Source organism: Asticcacaulis sp. SL142, assembly GCF_026625745.1.
GTDB lineage: Bacteria > Pseudomonadota > Alphaproteobacteria > Caulobacterales > Caulobacteraceae > Asticcacaulis.
The window spans coordinates 2,906,283-2,931,276 of record NZ_CP113061.1; the positions used below are offsets into that span (position 1 = coordinate 2,906,283).

A 24,994-nucleotide genomic window follows, 5' to 3' on the forward strand; every position below is an offset into this window, starting at 1 on the left:
AGGCAAAAAAAACGGTGAGAGCCAAGGGAATGGCTGTCACCGCTGTAAGTCAATAACTTCGGGGACGCGCCCGGAAGCTATCTCGGGAAGTTGCCTCGCGCAATTTAAGGGCAATATGCGCCATAAATCACAAGACAGCGTGGCCGGCAAAACGCTTGAAATGAACACAAGTGTCATGCTGAACATAATAGTACGATATTAATCTCAATTGCGCAATAACAATCAAAATCGATTTTTAACAAGCGCGCTGTTAGCGCTATCATTTTTTTGCCGGTCTATAAAAACTGCATATGTGAAGCGTAAACATTAGTTTCATATTATTCAATATGTTACCGGTTATTCGATTATGTCATGGCTTGGTGTGGCCCATGAAAGGCTTAATGGGCGCGCATCGCGTGGGTGCCGAGAGCGTAAGATTGTGGCGGTTTGGTAGAAAAATTGTGTTCTTTTTGTAACGCAAGCGCACCTATTTGACCATATTGACGGACAATATGGCGCAAATGATCAAAATGTATCTTGACTTGCCACAATCAATCAACAAAGGTTAAGGCATCCCACAAGGGGTTGATAAATGAGGCCGATTAACGGCCCAGCAAAAGGGAGATGACACAGGGAACCGTCCGCTTGCGGAAGGGCTTTGATAAAGAGTGCGCCCGCACGGCAAATGCCGGGCCGGTTTTGCATTTCAAGCCAGCCGTCAGCGGTATTTTTTCACGGTCATCAGTAACATCAAGTACGGGCGGCAGCATAGCTGACCTGTGCGGATTGCGTTCTCTTTTCAACCTCTGGGGCAGGTGCCGACACAAGGCGCCGGGCTTTAAAAAAGCCAGCACCAGGAGGACTATTTTGATGTTTACCAACCGTAACCGGTCATTTGCCAAAGCCCTGCAGCACGGCACGGCCATGACTCTTGTTTCCATGATGGCGCTGTCGGGCGTGGCTGTGGCTCAGGACGCGATTGTCTCGTCTAGCCAGGCCGGCGCGCCGGTCGCCGCCGCTGCTGACGAAGACATTCAGGAAGTCGTCGTCGTCGGCGCCCGCGCCGCCCAGCAATCGGCCAATGATCGCAAAAAACGCGCCAAGACGGCGATGGATTCCATCGTCGCAGATGATGTTGGCGCTTTCCCTGACAAAAACCTGAACGAAGCGATTTCGCGTATCGCTGGCGTAGCGCTGCAGCGTGACGAATTCGGTGAAGGTAGTGGAATCGATATCCGTGGCAATACTGCAGAGCAGACGCGCGTTGAACTGGACGGCATGGGGGTCAGTAACGCCAGCTTTGCCTTGAGCGGCACACAAAATGCTCGCGGCGCTGAGATGGTGGCGCTGCCATCTGATCTTATTAAAAGTGTGGATGTCATCAAAGGATCTACGGCTGACATGACCGAAGGGTCACTTGGCGGTGGTGTTAAAATTCAGACCCGTACAGGGCTTGATTTCAAAAAGCCTTATCTGTCGCTTCGCGTCGGTGCACGCCGCAACTCGCTTGGGGAGCAGTGGAAGCCAGATTATAATCTGGTGGCCTCGCGCAAGTTCCTGAATGATCGCCTGGGTGTTGTTTTGAGCCTAACTGGCAGCAACTATCAGAACAATTCCAGTTCACAGGGGACATCGGCTAACAATACCGGATATCTGGGGCGCCTTGATTTCGATGGTTCTGCGGAAAAGACGTTTGAGTTCAACCCCTCGACCGTGGGTGGCACAGGCGTTGGTGCAACTTTGAACCCGGATACGCTGCTAGCCAATTCAAGTTTTACACCGCGTCAAATTGTCGAAAGATCAGCTTCGGCGCAAACCAAAGCCGACTGTAGCACGGCATTTCCGCTCTTGACGACGGGATCAAACAACGTCAAGAACCAACGCGTTTACGAACTTCAGACTTGTCTAAATCAATGGAACGATCTTGAGCCAAATTTGGTTCGCAGCTACGATAATACGCAGTTGGATGAGCGTTTCTCTGCTGACATTCGCTTTGATTACAAAATCAGCGATAATTTTACCGTATTTGCCAAATATAACAAATCAACGCGCGAGGTTGACCGCCAGTATCGCTGGCGTAGCCTTCAGGGCGGGCAAGAAACACCGATTAACCCCGGCAATATTTATACGACAGCGGGCAATCCTAACGGCGTATGGAATATTGCAGCCGGTTCACCATACCAACAACGGGTCGTTTCACCGACGGCTGCTGGGAAGTATTTCCTCTATGATGGCGTTGGTATCTACAACAATAACCCGGCTATAGGTAATGTTGTTGGCATTGATCCGTCCACGGTCAAAGTCGATGAGAATCACTTTGTGACTGAGTATGTGCTGACAGATGCCAGTTCGAACATTACTCAATCGTGGGAGCCGTTCGAAACAACCAATACATTTGCTCAGTTTGGAGGCAATTATAATAGCGGACCGTTGAAGGTCGAGTTTATGGTCGGTAAGTCTGAAGCCGATTATAAACGCTTCAATATCTCAACAAACCGCTCCTTCAATTATGGTGCGGCGCGCTTCTTTGTGCAGCCCAGTGGTTTGTGGTCGCATGAGATTTTAGGCAGCTACGATGAGACCAATCCTGCGAACTACGTGCAGTTAAATTCTCAGGCGGCAATCACGACGGCTGTGGCTCCTACGTATGAAGTGCCAGCAGGCGTTCCGGTAAGAACCGTTGCGCAACGTCCGCTAGTGTCAAACAGCTTTGCTTTGAACTTTGACGCTTGGATTGGGGAGTCTACTGAAACCACCGCAAAGATAGATGTTACCTATAATCTTGAAGATAAATTGCCATTCTTCAGCGCTTTCAAGATCGGTGTGAGCCAGCGTAATCCACAAGGTAAGGCTTGGTCGCGTCCGGGCGGTCGTACAATCTCGAACGCTGTTGGCAGTTATTTGGTGGGGGGTGTTGTAAACCCGAACTACGTACCCGCGGTGGTCTTGCCGTCGACTTTGATGCGCGGGTCGTTCCGTGCTTGTCAGCCAACGGCAACGTCGATTGAGGCCTGTAACTATGGTTATGTGCCGGCGAGCAATATGTTTAACGCTCTGACGGGCGTGACGACATACACCCCTGCCGAAATGCAGGCTCTGATTGCAGCAACCATTTCACAGCCAGATTCCAATTTCTTCAATGACTATGAAGGTGCGGAGAATATGGAAAACTGGCAGGGCATTGACGTTAAAAAGTTGGTTAGCCTTGTGCCTTCCGCCCAGAACTACAACTTCAATTGTATGAAGAGCTGTGTTGCCAGCGATGGCAAGGTGTATGATCAGTTCTTCCAGGGCTATGACGAAAAGATTACTGCTGCCTACTATATGGCAGAGTTTGAACAGCCTCTGCCGCTGGGTATGGAATTGGTTGGTAACTTTGGTCTGCGGGCGGTTGAAACCGAAGCCACGGGTCAGGGAGCCTTCACCCTGCAATCCGTCCGTACGACAGCGGCATTTGATCCGCTTAACCCGACTGCGGCTGCGGGTATCGTGACTACAAGCTATACGCAGCAGGTTGAATTTACGCGTACCACCCGCGATTATTTGCCGACATACAACGTCGGTGTATGGGTTGTGCCGGATCAAGTCGTCGTCCGCTATTACAAGGGCAAGACGATTTCGCGTCCTGGCGTTAACTTCATGTTACCGGCCGGTACCTGCACCGTCGATGAGCGTCGTGAATTGGATGTCATCGGTTTTGACGGCGACAACTCATGTAGTGTCCGCGTAGGTAACCCTGAGTTGAAGCCGTATACGGCCTGGGACCAGAACTTGAGTGTGGAATGGTATCCTAACCGTGACACCATGCTCTCTCTGGCCACCCATAAATTGGACGTCCTTATTGGGAATGTTGTTGGGACCAGCGCCACAGGTAAGTTGTTTGCCGGTTCTGACTATGTCGACCCTGTAACGGGACAGGCTTTGGCTGATCTGGAATTTACGTATCCAACGTATGAAAATGCTCCAGGTATTGAACGTACAGGTTGGGAGTTTACCTCTAAAACGGCATTTACCTTCCTGCCTTGGTATTTCCGTTACACTGGTGCGGACTTCAACTATTCTAAGTTAGAGTCTAAAGGAGCGACCAATATCATCAACCCAAACACGGGTGAGGTCATGCCGCCGCAGCGAGAGTCAGATTATTTTGCAAACCTGTCGCTGTGGTATGATGACGGTAAAACCAATGCCCGCATCACCTATCAGGCGCGTGGTGAGTATTTCATCTGTATTGAATCTTGCGGTAGTAATGGTCGGAACAATTATCCGAGCGAGATTGGTTTTGATGCCCGTCCTGCGCCTTATCAGCCTGGTAATGCCGTCTGGCAGGATGAAACTAAATATGTTGATGCAAAGATCACCCATAAGTTCCGCCCGAATGTGGAATTCTATGTTGAAGGCCGTAACCTGACGAAGCAAGGCACGACCACTTCGAACGGTGCCGATCGTACGTTTGCAGACGGGACGCCTACGGTTCATAACTTGAACTATGGTGGTCGTACCTTCTCCTTCGGTGTCACCTACCGCATGCAATAGTTCGAGTTAGTAAGCGTACATCGTAACCCGACTGCCGCCGCCTGAGAGATCAGGCGGCGGTTTTTTGTTGATTGATGTTGACATAAGTTGCGCAGTAGCGTCTGTTTTAATCAAGATCGGCCAATGGTATAACCCATTCTTACGCCGGAAATGCGCCTATGCTGCGTATAAACCATAACCGCGGAACCTAGGGTAGGACACATGGCATCAAACATCATCTCACGTCGTCACATGTTGCAGTCGGCGGCCGCCTTAGGCGCGGTGGCTTATGCCGCTGGTAATGCCATGTCGGCCAGAGCGGCCACCGGACAGGTCTCTGGCAAGGGCAAGCCGGTATCGGCCACGTCTTTGTCATGGATGGATAAGGTGACGCCGACGCGCTTTGACGGCACGACCTTAGGTGTGCCGTGGCCGCGCGGGACGGTGAAGGCCACCCAGGCGCTGAAACTTACCGACGCCAATGGGCAGGAAGTGGCATCGCAGTCGTGGCCGCTGGCCTACTGGCCGGACGGGTCGTTGAAATGGTCGGCCCATGCGGTCGCAGGTTCCGAAGGTCTTGCGGGCGCATCAGTCGTGATGGGTAAGCCTAAAGTACCGGCCAATGCCGTGCGCGTCACCCAGACACCGGCCTTGATTACGGTCAAATCCGGTGATCTGACCTGGCAGGTGCCAACATCAGGCGAGGCCCTGATCGCCTCTGCCACCAAGGGCGGGCGCACGACCCTGCGCGATATGAAGCTGGTGGCGCGGTCGCAGGATCAGGCGGATCTGGAGGCGACGGGTTCTGTCACCCAATCGCAATTTACCTCGAAAGTCACCAAGGTCACGGTCGAACAGACCGGACCGGTACGCGCGGTGCTTAAGGTCGAAGGAACGCACAGTGGTGGCGGGCGCGACTGGCTGCCGTTCTCAGTGCGCCTCTATTTCTATGCGGGCTCTGAAAGTGTGCGTATCGTCCATAGCTTCATCTTTGACGGCGCCCCTTTCAAAGACTTTATCCGTGGCCTTGGGGTGACGGCCAAGGTCGCCATGTCGGACGAGACCTATAACCGCCATATCCGCCTGTCGGGTGAAGGTGTCGGTGTGTGGGGTGAGGCGGTCAAGCCGCTGACCGGCCTGCGTCGTCCGGCCGGTAAAAAGGCTCAGGCCGCCCAGATCGCCGGTGAAGCGGTGAAGATTGAGGACATCGGCAAGCCCGTTCAGGATGGCCTGAAATGGATTCCGGAATGGGGCGATTTCTCGCTGTCGCAACTGACGCCGGATGGCTTTACGCTTAAAAAACGCACCGAAAAAGGTCACGCCTGGATCGATTCCAATGCCGGGACGCGCACCAAGGGATTGGGCTATGTCGGTGGGGCCGCAGGCGGCGTGGCGCTGGGTTTTAAGGATTTCTGGCAACGCGCTCCGACCGCGATTGATATCCGTAATGCCCATACCGATCTGGCGGAAATTACCGCCTGGCTGTGGTCGCCGGACGCCCCGGCCATGGATGTGCGCCCCTATCGCTCGGCCGGTGAAATGGACACCCATCCCGAAGAGATCGAAGGGCTGAACATCACCTATGAGGACTATGAAAAAGGCTGGGATACCGCGCACGGCGTGGCGCGCACGTCCGAGCTTAATCTGTGGGTGCTGAACACGACGCCGAGCCATGAGGTCTTTTCCGGCATGGCCGAAAGTGTCGCCAATCCGCCGCGCCTGATGGTGTCACCGGAGCGCATCCATGCCGCCGGTGTGTTTGGTGACTGGGATGTGGTCAATGCCACGACGCCGGCACGCAAAATCCTCGAAGACCGTCTGACCTATCAGATCGACTATTATATGCAGCAGGTCGAAGCCCATCGCTGGTACGGGTTCTGGACCTACGGCGATGTCATGCACACCTATGATGCCGACCGGCACATGTGGCGCTATGATATCGGCGGCTATGCGTGGGACAATTCCGAGCTGTCGACCGATCTGTGGATTTGGTACACATTCCTCAGAACCGGGCGGGCCGATGTCTTTAAGTTCGGTGAAGCCATGACGCGCCAGACCGGCGAGGTCGATGTCTATCATCTGGGGCGCTTCAAAGGCTTTGGCACCCGTCACGGGGTTCAGCCGTGGTCGGATTCGTCCAAGCAGCCGCGGGTGTCCAACGCTGCCTACCGCCGGATTTTTTACTTCCTGACTGCCGATGAGCGGGTCGGTGATCTGATGCGTGACCTTAATGAATCCGATTTCTCGCTCAAGAATGTCGATATTTCGCGTAAACTGCCACCGTCACCAGAGCGTGAAACGCCGGATGGCATCGTCAACTCATCGTTTGGTACGTCGTGGGGCTCGTTTATTTCGGCCTGGCTGACCGAGTGGGAGCGCACCGGCGATACCAAATGGCGCGATCGTATCATCAACGGCATGGTCACAATTGGCGGTTTGAAACGCCGCTGGTTTGCGTCATCGGCGCCTTATGATCTCAAGACGGGCAAGTTCCTGGGCGAAGGCGACTATATCGCCGTGTCTCACCTTAACGGCGTGTTCGGCGTGGTGGAGATGAGTTCTGAGCTGCTGTCGCTGATTGATGAGCCGCTTTACCGTAAGGCCTGGCTGGAATATTGCCGCTATTATAATGCGCCGAACGATGACTTGCAGGCCCTGCTTGGCACCGTGCCACGCGGGCGTAACCTGCGCGATTCCCATTCGCGCCTGACGGCCTATGCGGCCTATCATGAAAACGACAAAGCGCTGGCCCTGCGGGCGTGGAGCGAGTTCTTTGGCGCTGAAGGGCGCGAATCTGACGGTGGTTTAGGCCGCCGTACCACCCGCATTGACGGGGTGGCGACGCTGCGGCCACTCGATGAGGACAACAGCCTGTCAACTAATGGTACCGCCCAGTGGGGGCTGGCGGCGATCCAGAACATGGCCCTGATCGGCGACAGCCTTGAGGAGGCCGCGGTCCTTGTCGGCATCGTAAAATAAACCAAAGGCTTAGTTGATCTTCGTCATCAATTCATCGGCCCGTTGTTGATCCAATGGGCCGGTGACCTTATCGATGATCACCCCATCCGGGTGCACGATATAGGTTTCGGGCACACCGGAAATGCCGAGGTCAAGTCCCATATCGCCCGGTTCATCGCTGATGACCACAGCATAGGGATCACGGTGTTTGACCAGATAATTCAGGCTGTTCACCGGCGTGTCTTTGTAGGCAATGCCGATGATGACCGCACCTTTGGATTTCATATCGAGCAGAAACGGATGTTCGGCCAGACAGGGCGTACACCAGGACGCAAAAATATTGACCACGATGGGTTTATCGTAAGTCGCGGCAATGGTTTTAAGGTCGCGCAGTTCGGCGGTTTTCAGATCGGGCAGGGCGCGGATTGGCACAGGTTGGCCAACCAGTTCGCGCGGCTGGTATTCGGTTTTTTTGTGGAAATTGAAATATCCGAACACACCCACCAGAGCGGCCAGCACGATCAGCGGAATGAAAGCCAACAGCCGTTTCATGTTTCGGATTTAACGTCTTTCAGCGCGTCCTGAAGGGCGTCGAGTTTTGTCTTTTGCACGCTGCGGGCGCGCAGAGATGCGATCACCAGCGCGGTTAGGGCCACAGCGGTCGCACCATAGCAACCCCAGACGTAGAACCCGTATTTGCCCATATCGAGATCCATGCGAGTACCTTTACTGGAAACTTAAACGCGCCCGCAGGGTGCGGTAGCGGCGGGTGATGATCTCAGCATCTATGCGCACCAGCCACAGCCAGACGAACAGAACTTTGAACGCCAGCGCCATGACCAGCAGCGGCCACAGCATGTCAGGGGCAATGGTCGGGCCGTCCATACGGACAACCGACGCCCCTTGGTGCAGGGTGTTCCACCAATCGACGGAAAACTTGATAATCGGCAAATTGACCAACCCGACCAGCGCCAGAATGGCTGTCGATTTCGCGGCCCGCACTTCATCGTCGATCGAGGCATGCAGGGCGATATAGCCGATATAAAACAAAAACAGTACCAGCACCGACGTCATGCGCCCGTCCCATTCCCACCACGTCCCCCACATCGGCTTGCCCCAAAAAGAACCGGTGATCAGAGCCAGAGCGGTAAAGACAGCGCCGATGGGGGCGGCGGCCTTGGCGGCGGCATCGGCCAGCGCATGACGGAAAATCAGTCCAAAGAATGAGGCGATACCCATGATCAGGTAAACCGCCATCGCCATCCAGGCCGCGGGCACATGCAGGTACATGATGCGCACGGTATCGCCCTGCTGATAGTCTTCGGGTGAAGCAAAGCAGAGGTATAGCCCCCACACGAACAACACTGCCGCGAGTCCGCCAATATAGGGGCGGATCGGGGCAAAGACGCGCGTAAATCGCTCAGGGTTAGCCAGCCAGGTGATCATGGTTTCGACATAGGGCTTTTGCAGGGTTAAGACAAGATATCAAGAGAGCGCGCTTTTGAGCGCCGCCCCCATGGCGATCGGCCCCAGCGCCAGCGCAAACAAGGCGTAGGCGGTAAGCAAACTCAAGGCCTGAACCACCGGCGCGCCGGCTAGGTAGGCCTGCATCAAACCCGCACCAAAAATGACCGGCGGCACATAGAATGGCAAAACCAAAAGTGCGATCAGAACCCCGCCCTTGCGGGTGCCGAGGCTTAAACTCGCCCCGATGCCGCCGATAATGGCAAAGCTTAAACTGCCCAGAATAGCCGCGATCAGGCTGATAAAAGCCGCGTCCACCGGCGCGCCCAGAATAATCATGACAAAAGGTGTGAGTACCGCCAGCATAAGCCCCGTGCCCAGCCACTGGGCCAGACATTTCAGCAGAGCGATGACTTCCATAGGCAGCGGGCCAAGGCGCAATATATCAAACAGGCCGTCCTCATAGTCGCGCTCAAACAGCCGCTCCAGCGACAGCAGCGAGGCCAGCGCCAGACTGAGCCAGGTCAGGCCGGGGGCGACCCGCGACAACGTGCCGCTGTCGGAACCTAGGCTTAGCGGGATCATGGCCATCAGGGTCAGGTAAAACCCGACCGCCAGAAGCGGCCCGCCGCCACGGGTCAGGGACAGGCCGAGATCGCGCTTGAGCAGGGACAGGGCCGCATGGGGGGCGGCATTAATCTTGGTCGACAAGGGCTGCCTCCTGCGCGGATATGTCAGGGCGGGTCAGGTGGACGGTGCGGGTCTCAAACGGCAGCCGGTCATGGATGGCCGCAATGATGATGCCACCATCGCTCACATGGTCCTGCATCAGCCGGGCGGCTAAATCACGCTGACCGATATCGAGCGGCGACATCGGCTCATCCAGAAGCCAGAGTTTGCGCGGTGCCATCAGCAGTCGTGCCAAGGATACACGGCGTTTCTGACCGGCAGACAACAGGCGGGTTTCCAGATCCAGCAGAGGCGACAGGTTCAAGTATTGGACTGCAAATTGATAATTATTCTCATTTGCGTTTAAGTATTGCGCCTGAAACCGTAGCTCCTGCTCTGTGGTACGGGTTGGGCTTAACGCATCCTGATGACCAAGATAGTGGGTGAATTCTGTGCGAAATCTTACAGGCTCAATCGGGCCGCCCGCGTCAGAGGCCGAGATTTTACCCGTGTGAGGTGAAAAAAAACCGGCAATGGCCCGCAGGAGCGTGGTTTTGCCGACGCCGTTTTGACCGGTCAGACTTATGGCGTCGCCACTTCTGACTTCCAGATTCAGATTTGAAATCAGAAGGTTATAGCCTTTTTTCAGGCTAATCTTGTCAAGTATCACCCTCAGAGACATGAAAACGACGTCCCGTTCACCCAAAATAACCCGAAAATATGTTGGGGCCTTAATAGACGAAAAGCCATAACAAGTTTAGAAGGGCAATTGACCGCCTGACTTTGGCATCGCGTCGCGTAAGCGTGGAACCCTGTGAGTTCCCCTTTCATGCGCGCGATCAAGAGACAAGAAATGGCCATCGGGGCTGTTTGTAGGGGCGGTCACATTGAAAAGGAAGCTAAAATGTCTTCACTCGACAGCTTTAAGTCGCATGCCACCCTAGAGGTTGGCGATAAATCCTACGATTATTATAGTTTGCCTGCCGCCGAAGCCGAAGGCCTTGGCAATGTGTCGCGTTTGCCCGCGTCGCTTAAGGTGCTGCTTGAGAACCTGCTGCGCAACGAAGACGGCGTATCGGTCACCAAAGCCGACATTCAGGCCATCGCCAACTGGGTCGATAACAAGGGCTCGGTTGAGCACGAAATCTCCTTCCGTCCGGCGCGTGTGTTGATGCAGGACTTTACCGGCGTCCCCGCCGTGGTTGACCTTGCGGCCATGCGCGACGCGATGGTCAAGCTTGGGGCCGATCCGGCCAAGATCAACCCGCTCAACCCCGTTGACCTGGTGATCGATCACTCGGTCATGATCGACTATTTCGGCACGGCCGATGCGGCCACAAAGAATGTCGAGCGCGAATATGAGCGTAATATCGAGCGTTATAACTTCCTGCGCTGGGGCTCATCGGCCTTTAACAATTTCCGCGTGGTACCTCCCGGCACCGGCATCTGCCATCAGGTCAATCTGGAATATCTGGCGCAAACCGTGTGGACCAATGTGGCCGAGGGCAAGACGATTGCCTATCCGGATACCGTCGTCGGCACCGACTCGCACACCACCATGATCAACGGCCTGAGCGTGCTGGGCTGGGGCGTCGGCGGGATCGAAGCCGAAGCCGCCATGCTGGGCCAGCCGATCCCGATGCTGATCCCCGAAGTGATCGGCTTTAAGGTCACGGGTAAGCTGCCGGAAGGGGCCACCGCCACCGACCTCGTTTTGACCATCACCCAGATGCTGCGCAAAAAAGGCGTGGTCGGCAAGTTCGTTGAATATTTCGGTAATGGCCTGCTGTCGCTGACCCTCGAAGATCAGGCGACCATTGCCAATATGGCGCCGGAATATGGCGCGACCTGTGGCTTCTTCCCGATCTCACAGGCGACGATTGATTATCTGACCGCCTCTAACCGTGAGCCTGAGCGCGTGGCACTGGTTGAGGCCTATGCCAAGGCCCAAGGCCTGTGGCTCGATCCGGAAAACGATCCGGTATTCACCGACACGTTAGAGCTTGATCTGTCGACCGTCGTGCCGTCGCTGGCGGGCCCGAAGCGTCCGCAGGACCGCGTGCTGCTGACTGAGGCCGCGTCAGAATTTGCCAAGTCCCTGGCCGGTGAATTTGGTAAGGGCGGCGAAGCCTCCAAAGAAGTCGCCGTCGCGGGCACCGACTATAGCATCAACCACGGCGACGTCGTGATTGCCGCCATCACGTCGTGTACCAATACCTCGAACCCATCGGTGCTGATCGCCGCTGGTCTTGTGGCGCGCAAGGCCCGCGCTCTGGGGCTGACGTCTAAGCCGTGGGTCAAGACCTCGCTGGCACCCGGCTCTAAGGTCGTGACCGATTATCTCGATGCGTCCGGCCTGTCGGCGGATCTGGATGCGCTCGGCTTTAACCTGACCGGCTATGGCTGCACGACCTGTATCGGCAATTCCGGCCCGCTGCCGGAAGCCGTATCGGCCGCCATTACCGAAGGCGATCTGGTGGCTGCGTCGGTTCTGTCCGGCAACCGTAACTTCGAGGGCCGCGTCAATCCGGATGTGCGCGCCAACTATCTGGCCTCGCCGCCGCTGGTGGTCGCCTATGCCATCGCTGGCTCGCTCAATGTCGATCTGACCGTTGACCCGATTGGCACCGGCTCAGATGGTGCGCCGGTCTACCTTAAGGACATCTGGCCATCGAACGCGGAAATCGCAGACATCCAGCGCGCCCATGTCACGCTCGATAAGTTCAAGTCGCGTTATTCGGACGTGTTCTTGGGCGATGAGCACTGGCAGGCCATTAAGGTCTCCGGCGGTCAGACCTACGACTGGGAAGGTTCCTCAACCTACGTCGCTAACCCGCCCTATTTTGAAGGCATGACCATGACCCCGGAAAAGGTCACGGACATTGTCGAAGCCCGCGTGCTCGGCATCTTTGGCGACTCGATCACCACCGACCACATCTCCCCCGCCGGTTCGATCAAGAAGACCTCACCTGCTGGCGTCTGGCTGACCGAGCACGGCGTTGAGGCGTCGGAGTTCAACTCTTACGGCGCCCGTCGCGGTCACCACGAAGTCATGATGCGCGGCACCTTTGCCAATATCCGCATCCGCAACAAGATCACGCTGGAAATCGAAGGCGGGGTCACCAAGCATTTCCCGTCGGGCGATGTCATGCCGATCTATGACGCAGCTATGCGTTATAAGGGCGAAGGCCGTCCGCTGGTGATCTTTGCTGGTAAGGAATACGGCACCGGCTCGTCGCGTGACTGGGCCGCCAAGGGTACGCGTCTTCAGGGTGTGCGCGCGGTGATCTCGGAATCGTTTGAGCGTATCCACCGCTCGAACCTTGTCGGCATGGGGGTACTGCCCTTGCAGTTCAAGGTCGATGGTTGGGCCAAGCTTGGCCTGACCGGTGAGGAAATCGTCACCATTCGCGGGCTTGAAAACGTCCAGCCGCGTCAGGAACTGATCGTTGAACTGTTCCGCCCATCTGATGGCAAGATGGCCCGCTTCCCGGTCCGTTGCCGCATCGATACGCCGACGGAACTGGAATACTACCGCAATGGCGGCGTCATGCCCTATGTCCTGAGAAACCTCGCGCGCGTTTCCGCCGACTAAGTCTTTTAGCCCCGCCGGTTTGCGCCGTGCGGGGTTTTTCCTGTTCAACTTTTCGCATTTGCGATATGGCATGGATGATCCGTGCCCGACATTCATTCAAGGTTTTCTCCCATGCTTGAAGCTTACCGCGCCCATGTAGCCGAACGCGCCGCTCTGGGTATTCCGCCCTTACCGCTGACCGCCATTCAAACCGCCGAAGTGATCGAACTGATCAAAAATCCGCCTGCGGGTGAGGCCGATTTCCTGCTGGACCTGATCACTTACCGCGTCCCCCCCGGCGTGGATGATGCCGCTCAGGTCAAGGCGTCGTTTTTGTCTGCGGTGGCGCACGGTGATTTTCCGGTAGACCTGATCAGCCGTGAGCGTGCGACAGAACTGCTCGGCACCATGGTTGGTGGCTATAATGTCAAGCCGCTGATTGATTTGTTGACCGATGCGGTGGTCGGCAAGATCGCCGGTGAGGCGCTCAAGAAAACCCTGCTGATGTTCGACTTCTTCCACGATGTCGCCGAACTGGCCAAGGGCGGCAACGCCAATGCCAAAGAGGTCGTGCAGTCGTGGGCTGACGCTGAATGGTTCACCTCGCGCCCCAAGGTGGCCGAGCGCATAACCGTGACCGTGTTCAAGGTCACCGGTGAGACCAATACCGATGACCTGTCGCCTGCGCCGGATGCGTGGTCGCGTCCGGATATCCCCCTGCACTATCTGGCCATGCTGAAGAACACCCGCGACGGCATCACTCCCGAAGAGGACGGTAAGCGCGGGCCGATCAAGTTCATCGAAGACCTCAAGATGAAGGGCCATCTGGTCGCCTATGTCGGCGATGTGGTCGGTACCGGCTCGTCGCGCAAATCGGCGACCAACTCGGTGATCTGGGCGACCGGCGAAGACATTCCTTATGTGCCGAATAAGCGTTTCGGCGGCGTGACCCTGGGCGGCAAGATCGCCCCGATCTTCTTCAACACGCAGGAAGATTCCGGCGCCTTGCCGATCGAAGTCGATGTCACCGACTTCCACATGGGCGATGTCATCGACATCTATCCCTATGCCGGCAAGATTGAAAAGAATGACGTCAAGGTCGCCGATTTTTCGCTGAAATCGCACGTTATCCTTGATGAAGTTCAGGCCGGTGGCCGTATCAATCTGATTATTGGCCGCTCACTGACCGCCAAGGCGCGTGAGTTTCTGGGCCTGCCCGCCTCGACGGAGTTCCGTCTGCCGGTGCCGCCTGCGGGTTCGGACAAAGGCTTTACGCTGGCGCAGAAAATGGTCGGTAAGGCCTGCGGTCTGGGCGAAGGCCAAGGCATCCGTCCCGGAACCTATTGCGAGCCCAAGATGACGACGGTCGGCTCTCAGGACACGACCGGCCCGATGACCCGCGATGAGTTGAAAGACCTCGCCTGCCTTGGTTTCTCGGCGGATCTGGTGATGCAGTCGTTCTGTCATACCGCCGCCTATCCGAAGCCGGTCGATGTGAAGACCCACCGCGAATTGCCCGCGTTCATTTCCAACCGTGGCGGGGTTGCCTTGCGTCCCGGCGATGGGGTGATCCACTCCTGGCTCAACCGTCTGCTGCTGCCCGATACGGTCGGCACCGGTGGCGACTCGCACACCCGCTTCCCGATCGGGATTTCGTTCCCGGCGGGGTCTGGTCTGGTCGCCTTTGGGGCGGCGACCGGTGTTATGCCGCTCGATATGCCGGAATCCGTTCTGGTGCGTTTCAAAGGCGCGTTGCAACCGGGTATTACTTTACGTGATCTGGTCCACGCCATCCCGTACTACGCCATCAAGCAGGGTCTGTTGACGGTCGCCAAGGCCGGTAAGGTCAATGAATTTTCAGGCCGGATTCTGGAAATCGAAGGCTTGCCGAACCTGAAAGTGGAACAGGCGTTTGAACTGTCCGATGCCTCGGCGGAGCGTTCGGCCGCGGGCTGCACCGTCAAGCTCAACAAAGAGCCGATCATTGAATATATGACCTCCAACATCGTGTTGATGAAGAACATGATCGCCGATGGTTATGCCGATGCCCGCACCCTGTCGCGCCGCATCAAGGCGATGGAAGACTGGATCGCTGATCCGGTGCTGATGGAGCCTGATGCTGATGCTGAATATGCCCACATCATCGACATCGACCTGAATGAAATCGTTGAGCCGATCCTATGCGCGCCGAATGATCCGGACGATGCGCGCCTGCTGTCCGAAGTGGCGGGCACGCACATCGATGAAGTGTTCATCGGATCGTGCATGACCAATATCGGCCACTTCCGGGCGGCGTCTTTGCTGCTTAAGGATAAGAAGGACATCCCGACCCGCCTGTGGGTCGCACCGCCGACCAAGATGGATGCCGCTGAACTGACCAAGGAAGGCCATTACAACGTCCTTGGTACGGCTGGCGCGCGTATGGAAATGCCGGGTTGTTCCTTGTGTATGGGCAATCAGGCGCAGGTGCGTGAAGGGGCAACCGTGGTGTCGACCTCAACCCGCAACTTCCCGAACCGTCTGGGCAAGAACGCCAATGTGTTCCTGGCCTCGGCGGAACTGTCGGCGATTGCCTCAAAGCTTGGCCGTTTGCCGACCTTAGAGGAATATCATGCCGATATGGGCGTGGTGAATGCGGCGGGTACCAGCGTCTATCGTTACATGAACTTTGATCAGATCGAAGAATATGCCGAAGCGGCCAAGGCCTACGTTTAGCAGGGACTTAAAATCGAGCCCCATCGGAAACGGTGGGGCTTTTTCTATGAGCTGAAAACGCAAAAACGCCTGTGCCAAGGGGATGAAGCACAGGCGTTGTTTTAGTTGCCCTACCGCTCTGCTGCTTGAGGGCATGATGCGTTAAAGAGGGTCTCTAAATATATCGGTTGAGCCGCCCCTAACAGGTTCGGGCTGTGGGGGGCTGTTCAGGGGGGAACCCGCTCTTGGCGTCCCAACCGACACACATATATTTACGCCCCATCCGGGCAAATGAACGGCCAAATTAAGGTCATTTATTGTTAGCTTCATTTTGTTTTGAAACGTGGTTTTGGCGCTTCAAATTGCCTGTGAATGTCTTGCCAATTTGAGCGACTTAGGGCGTACTGTATGGGTCTGTATTCCCACGACAGGTCTGATCCGGCATGAGTATTCAGGATTTGGGCGTCGCCCATCCCACCCCGCGCGGCCCGGTGTTTTTTGAACGCAAGGAGCTTGAGTTGATCCTGCGCCTGTACGGGCAAAAGGTGGCGGCGGGCGACTGGCGCGATTACGGCATCGACACCTTTGCCGACGCGGTGTCGTTTAATGTCTTTCGCCGCACCAGCGAGGCGCCGCTGTACCGCATCGAAAAACGTCCGGCCTTAAGCCGTAAACAGGGGGCGTTTGCGGTGTTTAATCAGGCCGGTCTGATCCTGAAACGCGGGCGCGAACTGGCGCCGGTTCTGGCCGTGCTCGATAAAACGAAATTGAACGTGCTCTGACTATTCGTGAACCTTGCCATCGACAATCGGGTGGCCGGTCGCCGGATCACGCGGCGCGCGGGTAAAATCATAACCATAGAACAGCCGGACATCGCGCAGGCGCTTATGGTCAATCGGCACCTGCACCAGACGCGGCTCTGAGGTGCGCGCAAAATCCTGACGCATATCAACGACAAAGCGCTCGGTCAGATTGGCCAGCAGCACATGCTGTCCCGTCTCTGCCGTCAGAGGCATATGGGTTTCGCTGTGGGAATGCGGGTTGATTTCGCGCACCCAGTTTTTGAGCAGGATATCCGGATGGGCCTTAAACCAGTCGCGGCCGTAATAGGCCATGGAGTTATATAGGAACCGGTCATCAACAGCTATGGCGCTTAAGCGTTCGCCGCGCGCCAAGGCCGCTTCGGCCTCGGTCAGGACGGTTTGGGTGGCCGCCTCCCAGCCGCGGGCGCGCTTCATGCCTGATGCCATACCCATAGCCTGGGTGGCTTCGGGCGAAGTGATCCCGTACATGAACACGCCCATGACGCAGACCTGAAACGCCAGCCCGCTCCATAAGGCCACGGCGATTGCCGTTTTCATCAGGCCCTTGCGGCGGTAGGGCAGGGAGGTGATCACCCCGTAAAGCCAGGTCGCCGCCAGCAGACTGCCCGGCACATAGCTTGAGGCTGCCCAGTTAGCATGAGCGCGCGACAGCAGGGCTTGAATAGTAACGAACACCAGCGGCGGCAGGGCAAAACAGATCAGCATCAGATCGCGGTTGCGTGACCCGCCCCCCAGTTCGGTATCCGGCGACACTGGCGCGCGGTTGAGGGCAAAGGCGATCAGCCCGATGACCAGCATACCAAATGGCACGGGGCCGAATACGCCGAACTGATGGCTAAGGAATCTTAGCATCGACAGCGGATGGAACAGCGAATCTGCCTGCCAGTTGGCATTGTCTGCGGTGTGGGCCACCGTCTGAAAGCCGTGGGTGGCGTTCCAGATGATATTGGGCGCAATCACGCAGGCGAAGGTCAATGCCCAGATCAGCAGGGCTTGCCATGACCAGCGCGTGCGGGCACGCGGATCAAAAGCGGCGTGAATGACCGCGCCCAGCAGGAAATAGAGACAGGCATATTTGCTCAAAAACGCCCCGCCGAACGCCAGCCCCAGCAATAAGGCCAGAAACAGCGGGCGCTTGCCGCGCCCATGCAAAAACTCGACATAGACGAGCAGGCTGAGCGACAGGAAAAACAGCAGGCAGGCATCGGTGGAAATGACACCCGAAGATAGTACAACGCCCGGCATCAGGCTGTAGATCAGCGCCGCCAGCGCCCCCGTCTTTTCGTTATAGAGCCGCTTACCTGCAAACAATAAGGCTGTGGCGGAACCTGCATGCAACAACGGCGCAAATAACCTGACGAACGTCTCGCCATTGCCGCCGATGGCGGTCGCGAGGTGAATGACCCACGCAATCATCGGCGGCTTTGAATAGTAGCCGAAATCCAGCTCCCGCGACCACAGCCAGTATTGGGCTTCATCCGGATAGAGATCAAGATAGGTCGTAAACAACAAGGCCACGCGCACGACGGTGAGGGCGGCAATCATCAGCAAGCAGATGTGCGTGAGGGACAGGCGCGTAGTGAAAGGAGGGGGCGTCATGGGCACATCGCTATATAGAAAGTGTGCGTGAGGCGTAACCTAAACGCAGGCCGCTTTCAACGGGTAACCTTGGGGCAATCTTGTGGCGGGAATATGTGACAATAAAGGCGCATCCGGTTTCTAACGTCACAATCGTCACAAAACCTTTGCAGTTTTCGCTCAAAAAGCGGCTGAAAAGCTACTAAAGGATTAACACGTTTTGCACCTGCGAGGTGGCGTGATCCTTCCCGGTCGCCATCTCCACGCGGGTGCGGTGTAGTTTTTAGTTAATTTTTATAACCTTGGAGAGGGGATACTCCTACCATGAAATTCAATAAATCACTGATCTTGGCCAGCTCGGCTCTGGCGGGTCTGTTTGTTTCCAACGCGGCAATGGCCCAGTCGACCGCTACTCAGGACGTCGAAGACGTCAAGGAAGTGGTCATCTCGGCCAGCAAAAAGGGTGTAGGCCCTATCAACAAGGAAACCGGTGCGAAAACGAAGATCGTTATCGATCAATTGACCATTTCCGCCGCTTCGGCAGGCCAGACGATCGCCGAAACCCTGAACGTGGTTCCGGGCTACAACTTCACAAATAACGACCCTTATGGTTCGTCGGGCGGTGATCTGTTCCTGCGTGGTCTTGACGGTTCGCGCGTATCGCTGACGGTTGACGGTGTTCAACTAAATGATGCTGGCAACTACGCCATCTACACCAACCAGCAGCTTGACGGTGAGGTTTTGTGTCAGGCTTCTGTTCTCACCGGCGCTACGGATATCGACTCCATGTCGGCGTCTGCTACGGGCGGCACGATTAACTTCGCCACCTGTAAGCCGACCAAAGAGTTTGGCGTTGACCTGACCGCCTCGGTCGGTGATTTCAACTATTCGCGCGGTTTCGTTCGTGTAAACACGGGCGAATTCGGCCCATTCGGAACCACGGCCTATATCGCTTACTCTCAGCAAAAGTACGACACCTTCACCAATGACAAATTGATCAATGACGAAGGTGAGCTTGAAAAGAAGCAGATCAACGCTCAAATCCGTCAGGACTTTGACAACGGCAGCTTCGTAAGCCTGCTTGCGCACTACAACGAAAACCGCAACCACTTTATCTTCGGCCAATCGCCAGCGACGTTTGCGACCGAAGGCTGGGATTACAACAGCATTTCGCGCGCCAACATCAATCCCTCCGATACCGGCAATGTGAAGTGGCTTTCGAAGTGGAATCTGACCGAGAAACTTACCATTACTGCTGACGCCTCATTCCAGTACGTAATGGCTAACGGTGGTGGTACTTCTACGGTTAACGAGTCTACAGGTCGTATCGGATCTTGGACCAATGCTAACTTCCGTAATTATGACCTGAATGGTGACCGCGTCATCAGCACGTCAAATATCACCATCCATAACCCGAACACCACGCAAACCAACCGTCTGGGCTTGAACTCCAGCGCCATTTATCGCTTTAATGACCAGCACACTGTTCGTCTTGGTGTGTCTCTGGATCGCGCTCGCACAAAGCAAACGGGCGAAGGCACCTTCGTAAATGCTGACGGCTCTGTTCTCGACGTGTTTGGCGCTAAGGATGATGACGGTATCGGCCTTTATGGTCGTGACGGTTCAATGTATCAACGCCGCCACCGCTTCTCTAAAGCAAATGTCGATGTGATCTCGCTTGAATATCGTGGCAAGTTCATGGAAGACAACCTGTTCTTATCGGTTGGCGTCCGTAGCCAGAAGTTGGAACGCGATCTTGATCAGCGCTGCTACTCGTTGACGACGGGCACGGGTGGTACGGCTCCGTTCTGTACAACTCAGGCACCGGCAACAACGAACGCGACGAACGGAACCGTTACGTTCGCTAATAACACCGGCAGTTTCATTAAGCCGTACAAGGCAAACGTGAGCTTTGATAAGGTTCTGCCGAACGTGAACGTCAGCTATAAGGTTTTCGGTAATGGCCAGTTCTACGCCAGCTACTCAGAATCCTTGTCGTCGCCGCGTACTGATCAATATTACGCAGTCACTGTTAACCCAACCACCAACGCCATTCAGGTTGCAAACCCTAAGCCGGAAACCACTAAGTTCTTGGAAGGTGGCTTCCGCTACAACACCTCTATGGTCACCTTCTCCAGCGCCATCTGGGCTCGTCAATATAAAGACCGCATCGTTTCGTCTTATGACACCGTTACGGACACCTATTTCGACCGCAACGTGGGTGAAGTAGATATGAATGGTTGGGACGCCTCGCTGGCTTTCAGCCCCGTCGAAAAGATTTCATTTTACTCAGGCGTGACCTACTCGGATTCCGAAGTTAAGAGTGATACGCCGAACGGTGAAGTGACTGTGGCACGCGGGACAGACACTGTCGGAACGCCGCTGTTCCTGCCGACTGCCGGTAAGAAACTGGTAGAAGTACCGGAGTGGATGTTTAACTATGGCGGTAGCTTCGACATTACCGAAAACTGGCACCTCCGCCTTGATGGTAAGTACGTCGGTGAGCGTTGGGCAACCGACGTAAACGATCTGAAGGCCAAGCGCTACACCACTTGGAATGCCAGCCTGCGTTATGATCTGCCATGGCTTAAGGAAGGTACTTACCTTCAGTTGAACGCGATAAATCTGTTTGATGCCCGTTACTATGGCAACATAAGCACACAAGCGAATGCCAATGCGATCAGCACGCCAAGCGGCACGGTCATTAAGTCAGCTAGCACGGTTCAGTACAACCAAGGCGCTCCGCGTACGGTTATGCTGACGCTTCGCGCAGCCTTCTAAGATCACCTGATCTCTGACCTAAAATCAGCGGCTCCTGTTTTCGCAGGGGCCGCTTTTTTGTGCAGCGGGGACACGCACTTGTGTTTTTTTGTGCGTCCGCCGCTCTGGCCATAGGCAAGGCCAATTCTTAAGTGTATGAGGCGCTTAAACGAAGATGCCATATCGACCTGCATTAAACCGGATTTTGAATGACCAAGAATGTGCCCGCCGCCAACGGCTTTTCCGACGATCGCGTTGTGCCGGCGGAGTGGGAACCGCATCAGGCCATGTGGCTGGGCTTCCCCAGCCATGAAAACCTGTGGCAGGAAGACCTGATCCCGGCCCAAGCCGAAGTGGCCGCCTTGGCGCGGGTGCTGGCCGAAGCCGGTGATGAACATGTCAAGCTGATGGTCATGGGCGATGCGGCCCGTAAAGCTGCCGAAGACATGCTGGGTGACCTCAAAAAAGTTGAGATTATCGACGGCAAGTTCGGTGATATCTGGTTCCGCGATACCGGCCCGATCTATGTCTCAATCGACAAGGACGGTAAGGATCATCACGCCGCCCGTCCGATCAGCTTTCTGAACAATGGCTGGGGGGGAAAGTACCACCTGAAATATGACGATCAGGTCGCCGCTCAGATCACCACGGCCGATGGCCATGCCTCTGAATTGCATGAGTTTATTCTGGAAGGCGGATCGCTGGATCACGATGGCTTTGGCACGGTGTTGACAACGCGTCAGTGCCTGCTCAACCCCAATCGCAACCCGGACTGGACGCAATCGACCGCGGAGCTGGCCTTGGCCGAGGCGCTTGGGGCCAAGAAGGTTATCTGGCTGGGCGATGGTCTGCTCAATGACCACACCGATGGCCATATCGACAATCTGGCGCGCTTTGTGGCGCCCGGCGTAGTGGCCTGCCCGGTCGCGTTTGGCGTGGATGACCCCAATGCCGAAATCTACGACGCTACGGCCAAGTTCCTCAGCCAGCAAACCGATGCCCGCGGCATGCCGCTTCAGGTCGTGCGCATCCCGTCGCCTGGAAAAACGCTGGATGAAGATGGCGAAATCATTCCGGCTTCCCATATGAACTTCCTGATCGCCAATGACTGCGTGGTTGTGCCGATCTATAATGACCGTCCCGGCGAAATGGCGGTAGAGGCGATCCAGAGCCTGTTCCCGGAGCGGACGGTGCTTGGGCTGTCGTCCGAAGCCATTCTGACCGGCGGCGGATCGTTCCACTGCATCAGCCAGCAAGTGCCGTTAATCCGCGCGTAGAAATCTCCTCCCTATCAAGCCTCTGGGCGCAGATGGGGAGGTGGCATCGAGCCAAAGGCGAAGATGACGGAGGGGGAACTACGGTTTTATACCCCTCCACCGCTTCGCGGTCCCCCTCCCCACAATGTGGGGCGGAGAGAGTTTAAGGAACTACTGCATGACCCGCACCCTTACCGTTGCCGCCATCCAGACGTCTTACGGCGATGACATGGCTGCCAATATCAAAAAGACCGAAGCCTTTGTACGCGATGCCGCTAACAAAGGGGCGCAGGTCATCCTGCCGTCGGAGCTGTTTCAGGGGCCATATTTCTGCGTCTCTCAGGAAGAAAAATGGTTCGCGACCGCCTATGAATGGCGCACTCACCCGGCGGTGATCGCTATGGCAGACCTGGCGCGCGAACTGAACGTCGCCATTCCGGTCTCGATCTATGAGCGCGAAGGCCCGCACTATTTCAACAGTCTGGTCATGATCGACGCGGGCGGTGAAGCCCTTGGCGTCTATCGCAAAAGCCATATTCCTGACGGGCCGGGCTATCAGGAAAAGTATTATTTCCGGCCGGGCGATACCGGTTTCAAGGTCTGGGACACCAAATTCGCCAAGATCGGTGTCGGTATCTGCTGGGATCAGTGGTACCCGGAAACGGCGCGTTCGATGATGCTGATGGGAGCGGAGATTTTGATGTATCCGACCGCCATTGGGTCGGAACCGCACGATACCTCGCTCAATACCGCCGCCCCGTGGCAGCGCGCCATGCAGGGCCATGCCGTGTCTAATGTGGTGCCGGTGGTGGCCTCAAACCGCATCGGCCATGAGCAGGTGACTGAGGCGGGGCAGACCTTTTATGGCCACAGCTTTATCGCCAACCATCGCGGTGATCTGGTTGAACAATTCGGGCCTAAGGACGAAGGCGTGCTGGTGCATAGCCTTGATCTGGATTACCTGCATACCCATCGTGCGGCCTGGGGCTTCTTCCGTGACCGCCGCACCGACCTTTATGGGGCGCTGGCGTCGGGTCGTCCGGCTTAGGTATTTGGCTTAATTTATATTGCTTTCCCGCCAGCCCTGAGAAATGCTCAGGGCATGGATGGCAAAAGCATAAATGATGAGCGGTTTTGGCTGGGGCTGTGTGTTCTGGCCGGAACCGTTTTTTGTGTTTTGTTCGTGGTCAATGCCCGCCGTGGCGGACTGTGGACCGATGAGCTGTTCACGGTCTGGGCAACTGATCCGGCGATCAGCCCGTGGCAGCTTCAGTTTGACCGCCTGCGCTATGAGACCAATCCGCCTCTGCATTTTTGGCTGCTGTATGGCCTGAGACAGATCATTCCGGATGCGCGTCTGGCGGGTTTGATCCTGAATGTTGCGGTGGTTGTGGCCGCGGTAGCCGCGATTGTCATGACTATGCGCCGTGATGGTCGGGCGCTTTTGGGCTATGGGCTGGCGAGCCTGTTTTTGCTGAATAGTGCTGCGCTCATCTATGTGCAGGAGGTGCGTGCCTATATGCTGGCGATAGGACTTTGTGCGGTGCTTGCCGTACTGGTCATGCGGTTTAGGACGCAGCGACGCGGGCCAGTTATGGTGCTGGCAACGCTCGGCGCGGCGGCGGGCTTAAGCCATGTTTACGGCGCACTGTTTGCGGGGGCCTTGGCGGCGGCACTGGTGATTGAAGGTGTGGTGTCTCGGCGGACGGAGGTCTGGCGGGCGGGCCTGATCCTTGGGGCGGCGTGCAGTGTGCCGTTCCTGATCTGGTTTGCGGGTGTCAGTCATCAGGAAGGCGGAAACCTGCGCAATATCGGCTGGATCAGCTTTGCGCCGGAGCATATCAAAAGCACGATCGACGGGATTGTGCGGGTATTTATCGGGCCGGTCTGGGTGGTGATCATCTGGACGATGGCGCTAATCGTGGCCTTAAGTTCGCCCGTGTTTCGCCGGTCCGGGTTGATGGTGACGGTGGTGGCGCTGATCTTTCTGATCGGGCCGTTCTTGATTTCGGCCAAGGTGCCGATCCTGCATTATCGTTATTTTGCGGCCGGGTTTCCGGCGCTGATGATGCTGCTGGCAATGGCGGTGTGTGAGGTCTGGCGCTCGGAGCCGTCGCAGTTGCGTAAAGGGGCGGGGGCCATACTTGTGCTGATCCCTGTGGTGATGAGCCTGCCGGTGTCGTGGTCGGAACTGACGGCCAAGCCCGTCTGGCGCGGGGCTGAGGTCGTGCGGGCCAATGCGCAGGCCTGTCCCTCAAAAACGTTGCGCGGCGTGACCTACCCTGACGCCAAGGTGCAGCCGATTTTTCCGTTTACCTACGAATACCTGCTGCGTGGCACCGACCTTAAGGTGGTGGGCTCAGATCAGGTGGCCGATGTCTCTGATATCAATTGCCGGATCGTGGCCTGGGTTGAGCATAACGGCTTTATTAGCGAAACGACCGATGAGCCTTTGTTACTGGAACGCCTGAACCTGACCAACCGTGAGCGGGTGGCGTTGGTGGTCGAACGGCATCCTAATGGTTTAGTGATTTTAAAAGTGGAGTGAGGCGCTAACTTATCCGCCCACTCCAAGTTATGGCAGCGGCGCCTCGCCGCAAATAGAAACGGCCGTCCTTGGGGGGCAAGGACGGCCGCGCATGTCGCCGGTTTCGAGGGGGGGGGGATGATTCCGGCGACTGACTTAGGGGCGATGAAGATTTCGCCGTTGCGAAACATCATAGCCG

The 24,994-nt window shown here is 56.3% G+C and carries 15 protein-coding genes; 9 read left to right on the forward strand and 6 right to left on the reverse strand.

Translation table 11 applies throughout. The annotated features are described in order from the left end of the window. Positions 1 to 603: 603 nt before the first annotated feature. Positions 604 to 4,512, forward strand: a complete 3,909-nt coding sequence (locus tag OVA03_RS13250) for a TonB-dependent receptor (protein ID WP_267525367.1) — start codon at positions 604 to 606, stop codon at positions 4,510 to 4,512. A 201-nt stretch (positions 4,513 to 4,713) separates the two neighbouring features. Continuing rightward, positions 4,714 to 7,470 carry a Tat pathway signal sequence domain protein gene (locus OVA03_RS13255; RefSeq protein WP_267525369.1) on the forward strand — a complete coding sequence of 919 codons (2,757 nt, stop codon included), beginning with the start codon at positions 4,714 to 4,716 and terminating at the stop codon, positions 7,468 to 7,470. Between the two features lie 9 nt (positions 7,471 to 7,479). On the opposite strand, the gene OVA03_RS13260 is transcribed toward OVA03_RS13255, so the two are convergent. Genes OVA03_RS13260 through ccmA form a run of 5 tightly spaced genes read right to left on the reverse strand, consistent with a single transcriptional unit; the run spans position 7,480 to position 10,264 of the window. Beyond that, positions 7,480 to 8,001, reverse strand: coding sequence for a redoxin family protein (locus OVA03_RS13260; protein ID WP_267525371.1), 522 nt, complete (start codon positions 7,999 to 8,001; stop codon positions 7,480 to 7,482). Continuing rightward, entirely contained in the window at positions 7,998 to 8,165 is a 168-nt protein-coding gene (gene ccmD, locus OVA03_RS13265) for a heme exporter protein CcmD (protein ID WP_267525373.1), read from the reverse strand. Before ccmD ends, OVA03_RS13260 begins: the two co-directional genes overlap by 4 nt. 10 nt (positions 8,166 to 8,175) lie before the next feature. Continuing rightward, complete coding sequence (locus OVA03_RS13270; protein ID WP_267525374.1) at positions 8,176 to 8,895, reverse strand: heme ABC transporter permease; 720 nt, start codon at positions 8,893 to 8,895, stop codon at positions 8,176 to 8,178. A gap of 39 nt (positions 8,896 to 8,934) precedes the next feature. Further along, positions 8,935 to 9,624, reverse strand: a complete 690-nt coding sequence (gene ccmB / locus OVA03_RS13275; RefSeq protein ID WP_267525376.1) for a heme exporter protein CcmB — start codon at positions 9,622 to 9,624, stop codon at positions 8,935 to 8,937. After that, the gene (gene ccmA, locus OVA03_RS13280; RefSeq protein ID WP_267525377.1) at positions 9,608 to 10,264 is read right to left on the reverse strand and encodes a heme ABC exporter ATP-binding protein CcmA; all 657 of its coding nucleotides are present in this window, start codon (positions 10,262 to 10,264) and stop codon (positions 9,608 to 9,610) included. Before ccmA ends, ccmB begins: the two co-directional genes overlap by 17 nt. A 222-nt stretch (positions 10,265 to 10,486) precedes the next feature. Here ccmA and acnA point away from each other — a divergent pair, with 222 nt between their 5' ends. The 3 genes from acnA to OVA03_RS13295 all read left to right on the forward strand — a co-directional run bounded on the left by acnA (position 10,487) and on the right by OVA03_RS13295 (position 16,632). Next, a complete protein-coding gene (gene acnA / locus OVA03_RS13285; protein WP_267525378.1) occupies positions 10,487 to 13,177 on the forward strand; it encodes an aconitate hydratase AcnA in 2,691 nt (896 codons plus the stop codon). A gap of 111 nt (positions 13,178 to 13,288) precedes the next feature. Then, positions 13,289 to 15,871, forward strand: a complete 2,583-nt coding sequence (acnB, locus tag OVA03_RS13290; protein ID WP_267525380.1) for a bifunctional aconitate hydratase 2/2-methylisocitrate dehydratase — start codon at positions 13,289 to 13,291, stop codon at positions 15,869 to 15,871. Between the two features lie 422 nt (positions 15,872 to 16,293). Continuing rightward, complete coding sequence (locus OVA03_RS13295) at positions 16,294 to 16,632, forward strand: DUF2794 domain-containing protein (protein ID WP_267525382.1); 339 nt, start codon at positions 16,294 to 16,296, stop codon at positions 16,630 to 16,632. Here the strand turns inward: OVA03_RS13295 and OVA03_RS13300 are convergent, their stop codons facing one another. Next, entirely contained in the window at positions 16,633 to 18,273 is a 1,641-nt protein-coding gene (locus OVA03_RS13300; RefSeq protein ID WP_267525384.1) for an ArnT family glycosyltransferase, read from the reverse strand. It lies immediately after the preceding gene. Positions 18,274 to 18,576: 303 nt separating this feature from the next. Between OVA03_RS13300 and OVA03_RS13305 the strand changes: the two genes are divergently transcribed. The 4 genes from OVA03_RS13305 (at position 18,577) to OVA03_RS13320 (ending at position 24,816) form a co-directional block, all read left to right on the forward strand. After that, entirely contained in the window at positions 18,577 to 21,033 is a 2,457-nt protein-coding gene (locus OVA03_RS13305; protein WP_267525386.1) for a TonB-dependent receptor, read from the forward strand. Positions 21,034 to 21,221: 188 nt separating this feature from the next. Continuing rightward, positions 21,222 to 22,289 (forward strand): agmatine deiminase family protein, encoded by a 1,068-nt coding sequence (locus OVA03_RS13310; RefSeq protein ID WP_267525389.1) that lies wholly within the window; start codon positions 21,222 to 21,224, stop codon positions 22,287 to 22,289. Positions 22,290 to 22,446: 157 nt separating this feature from the next. Next, a complete protein-coding gene (gene aguB, locus OVA03_RS13315) occupies positions 22,447 to 23,316 on the forward strand; it encodes an N-carbamoylputrescine amidase (RefSeq protein WP_267525391.1) in 870 nt (289 codons plus the stop codon). A gap of 54 nt (positions 23,317 to 23,370) precedes the next feature. Next, positions 23,371 to 24,816: a hypothetical protein gene (locus OVA03_RS13320; RefSeq protein ID WP_267525393.1), complete on the forward strand. Its 1,446-nt coding sequence runs from the start codon at positions 23,371 to 23,373 to the stop codon at positions 24,814 to 24,816. Positions 24,817 to 24,994 lie beyond the last annotated feature (178 nt).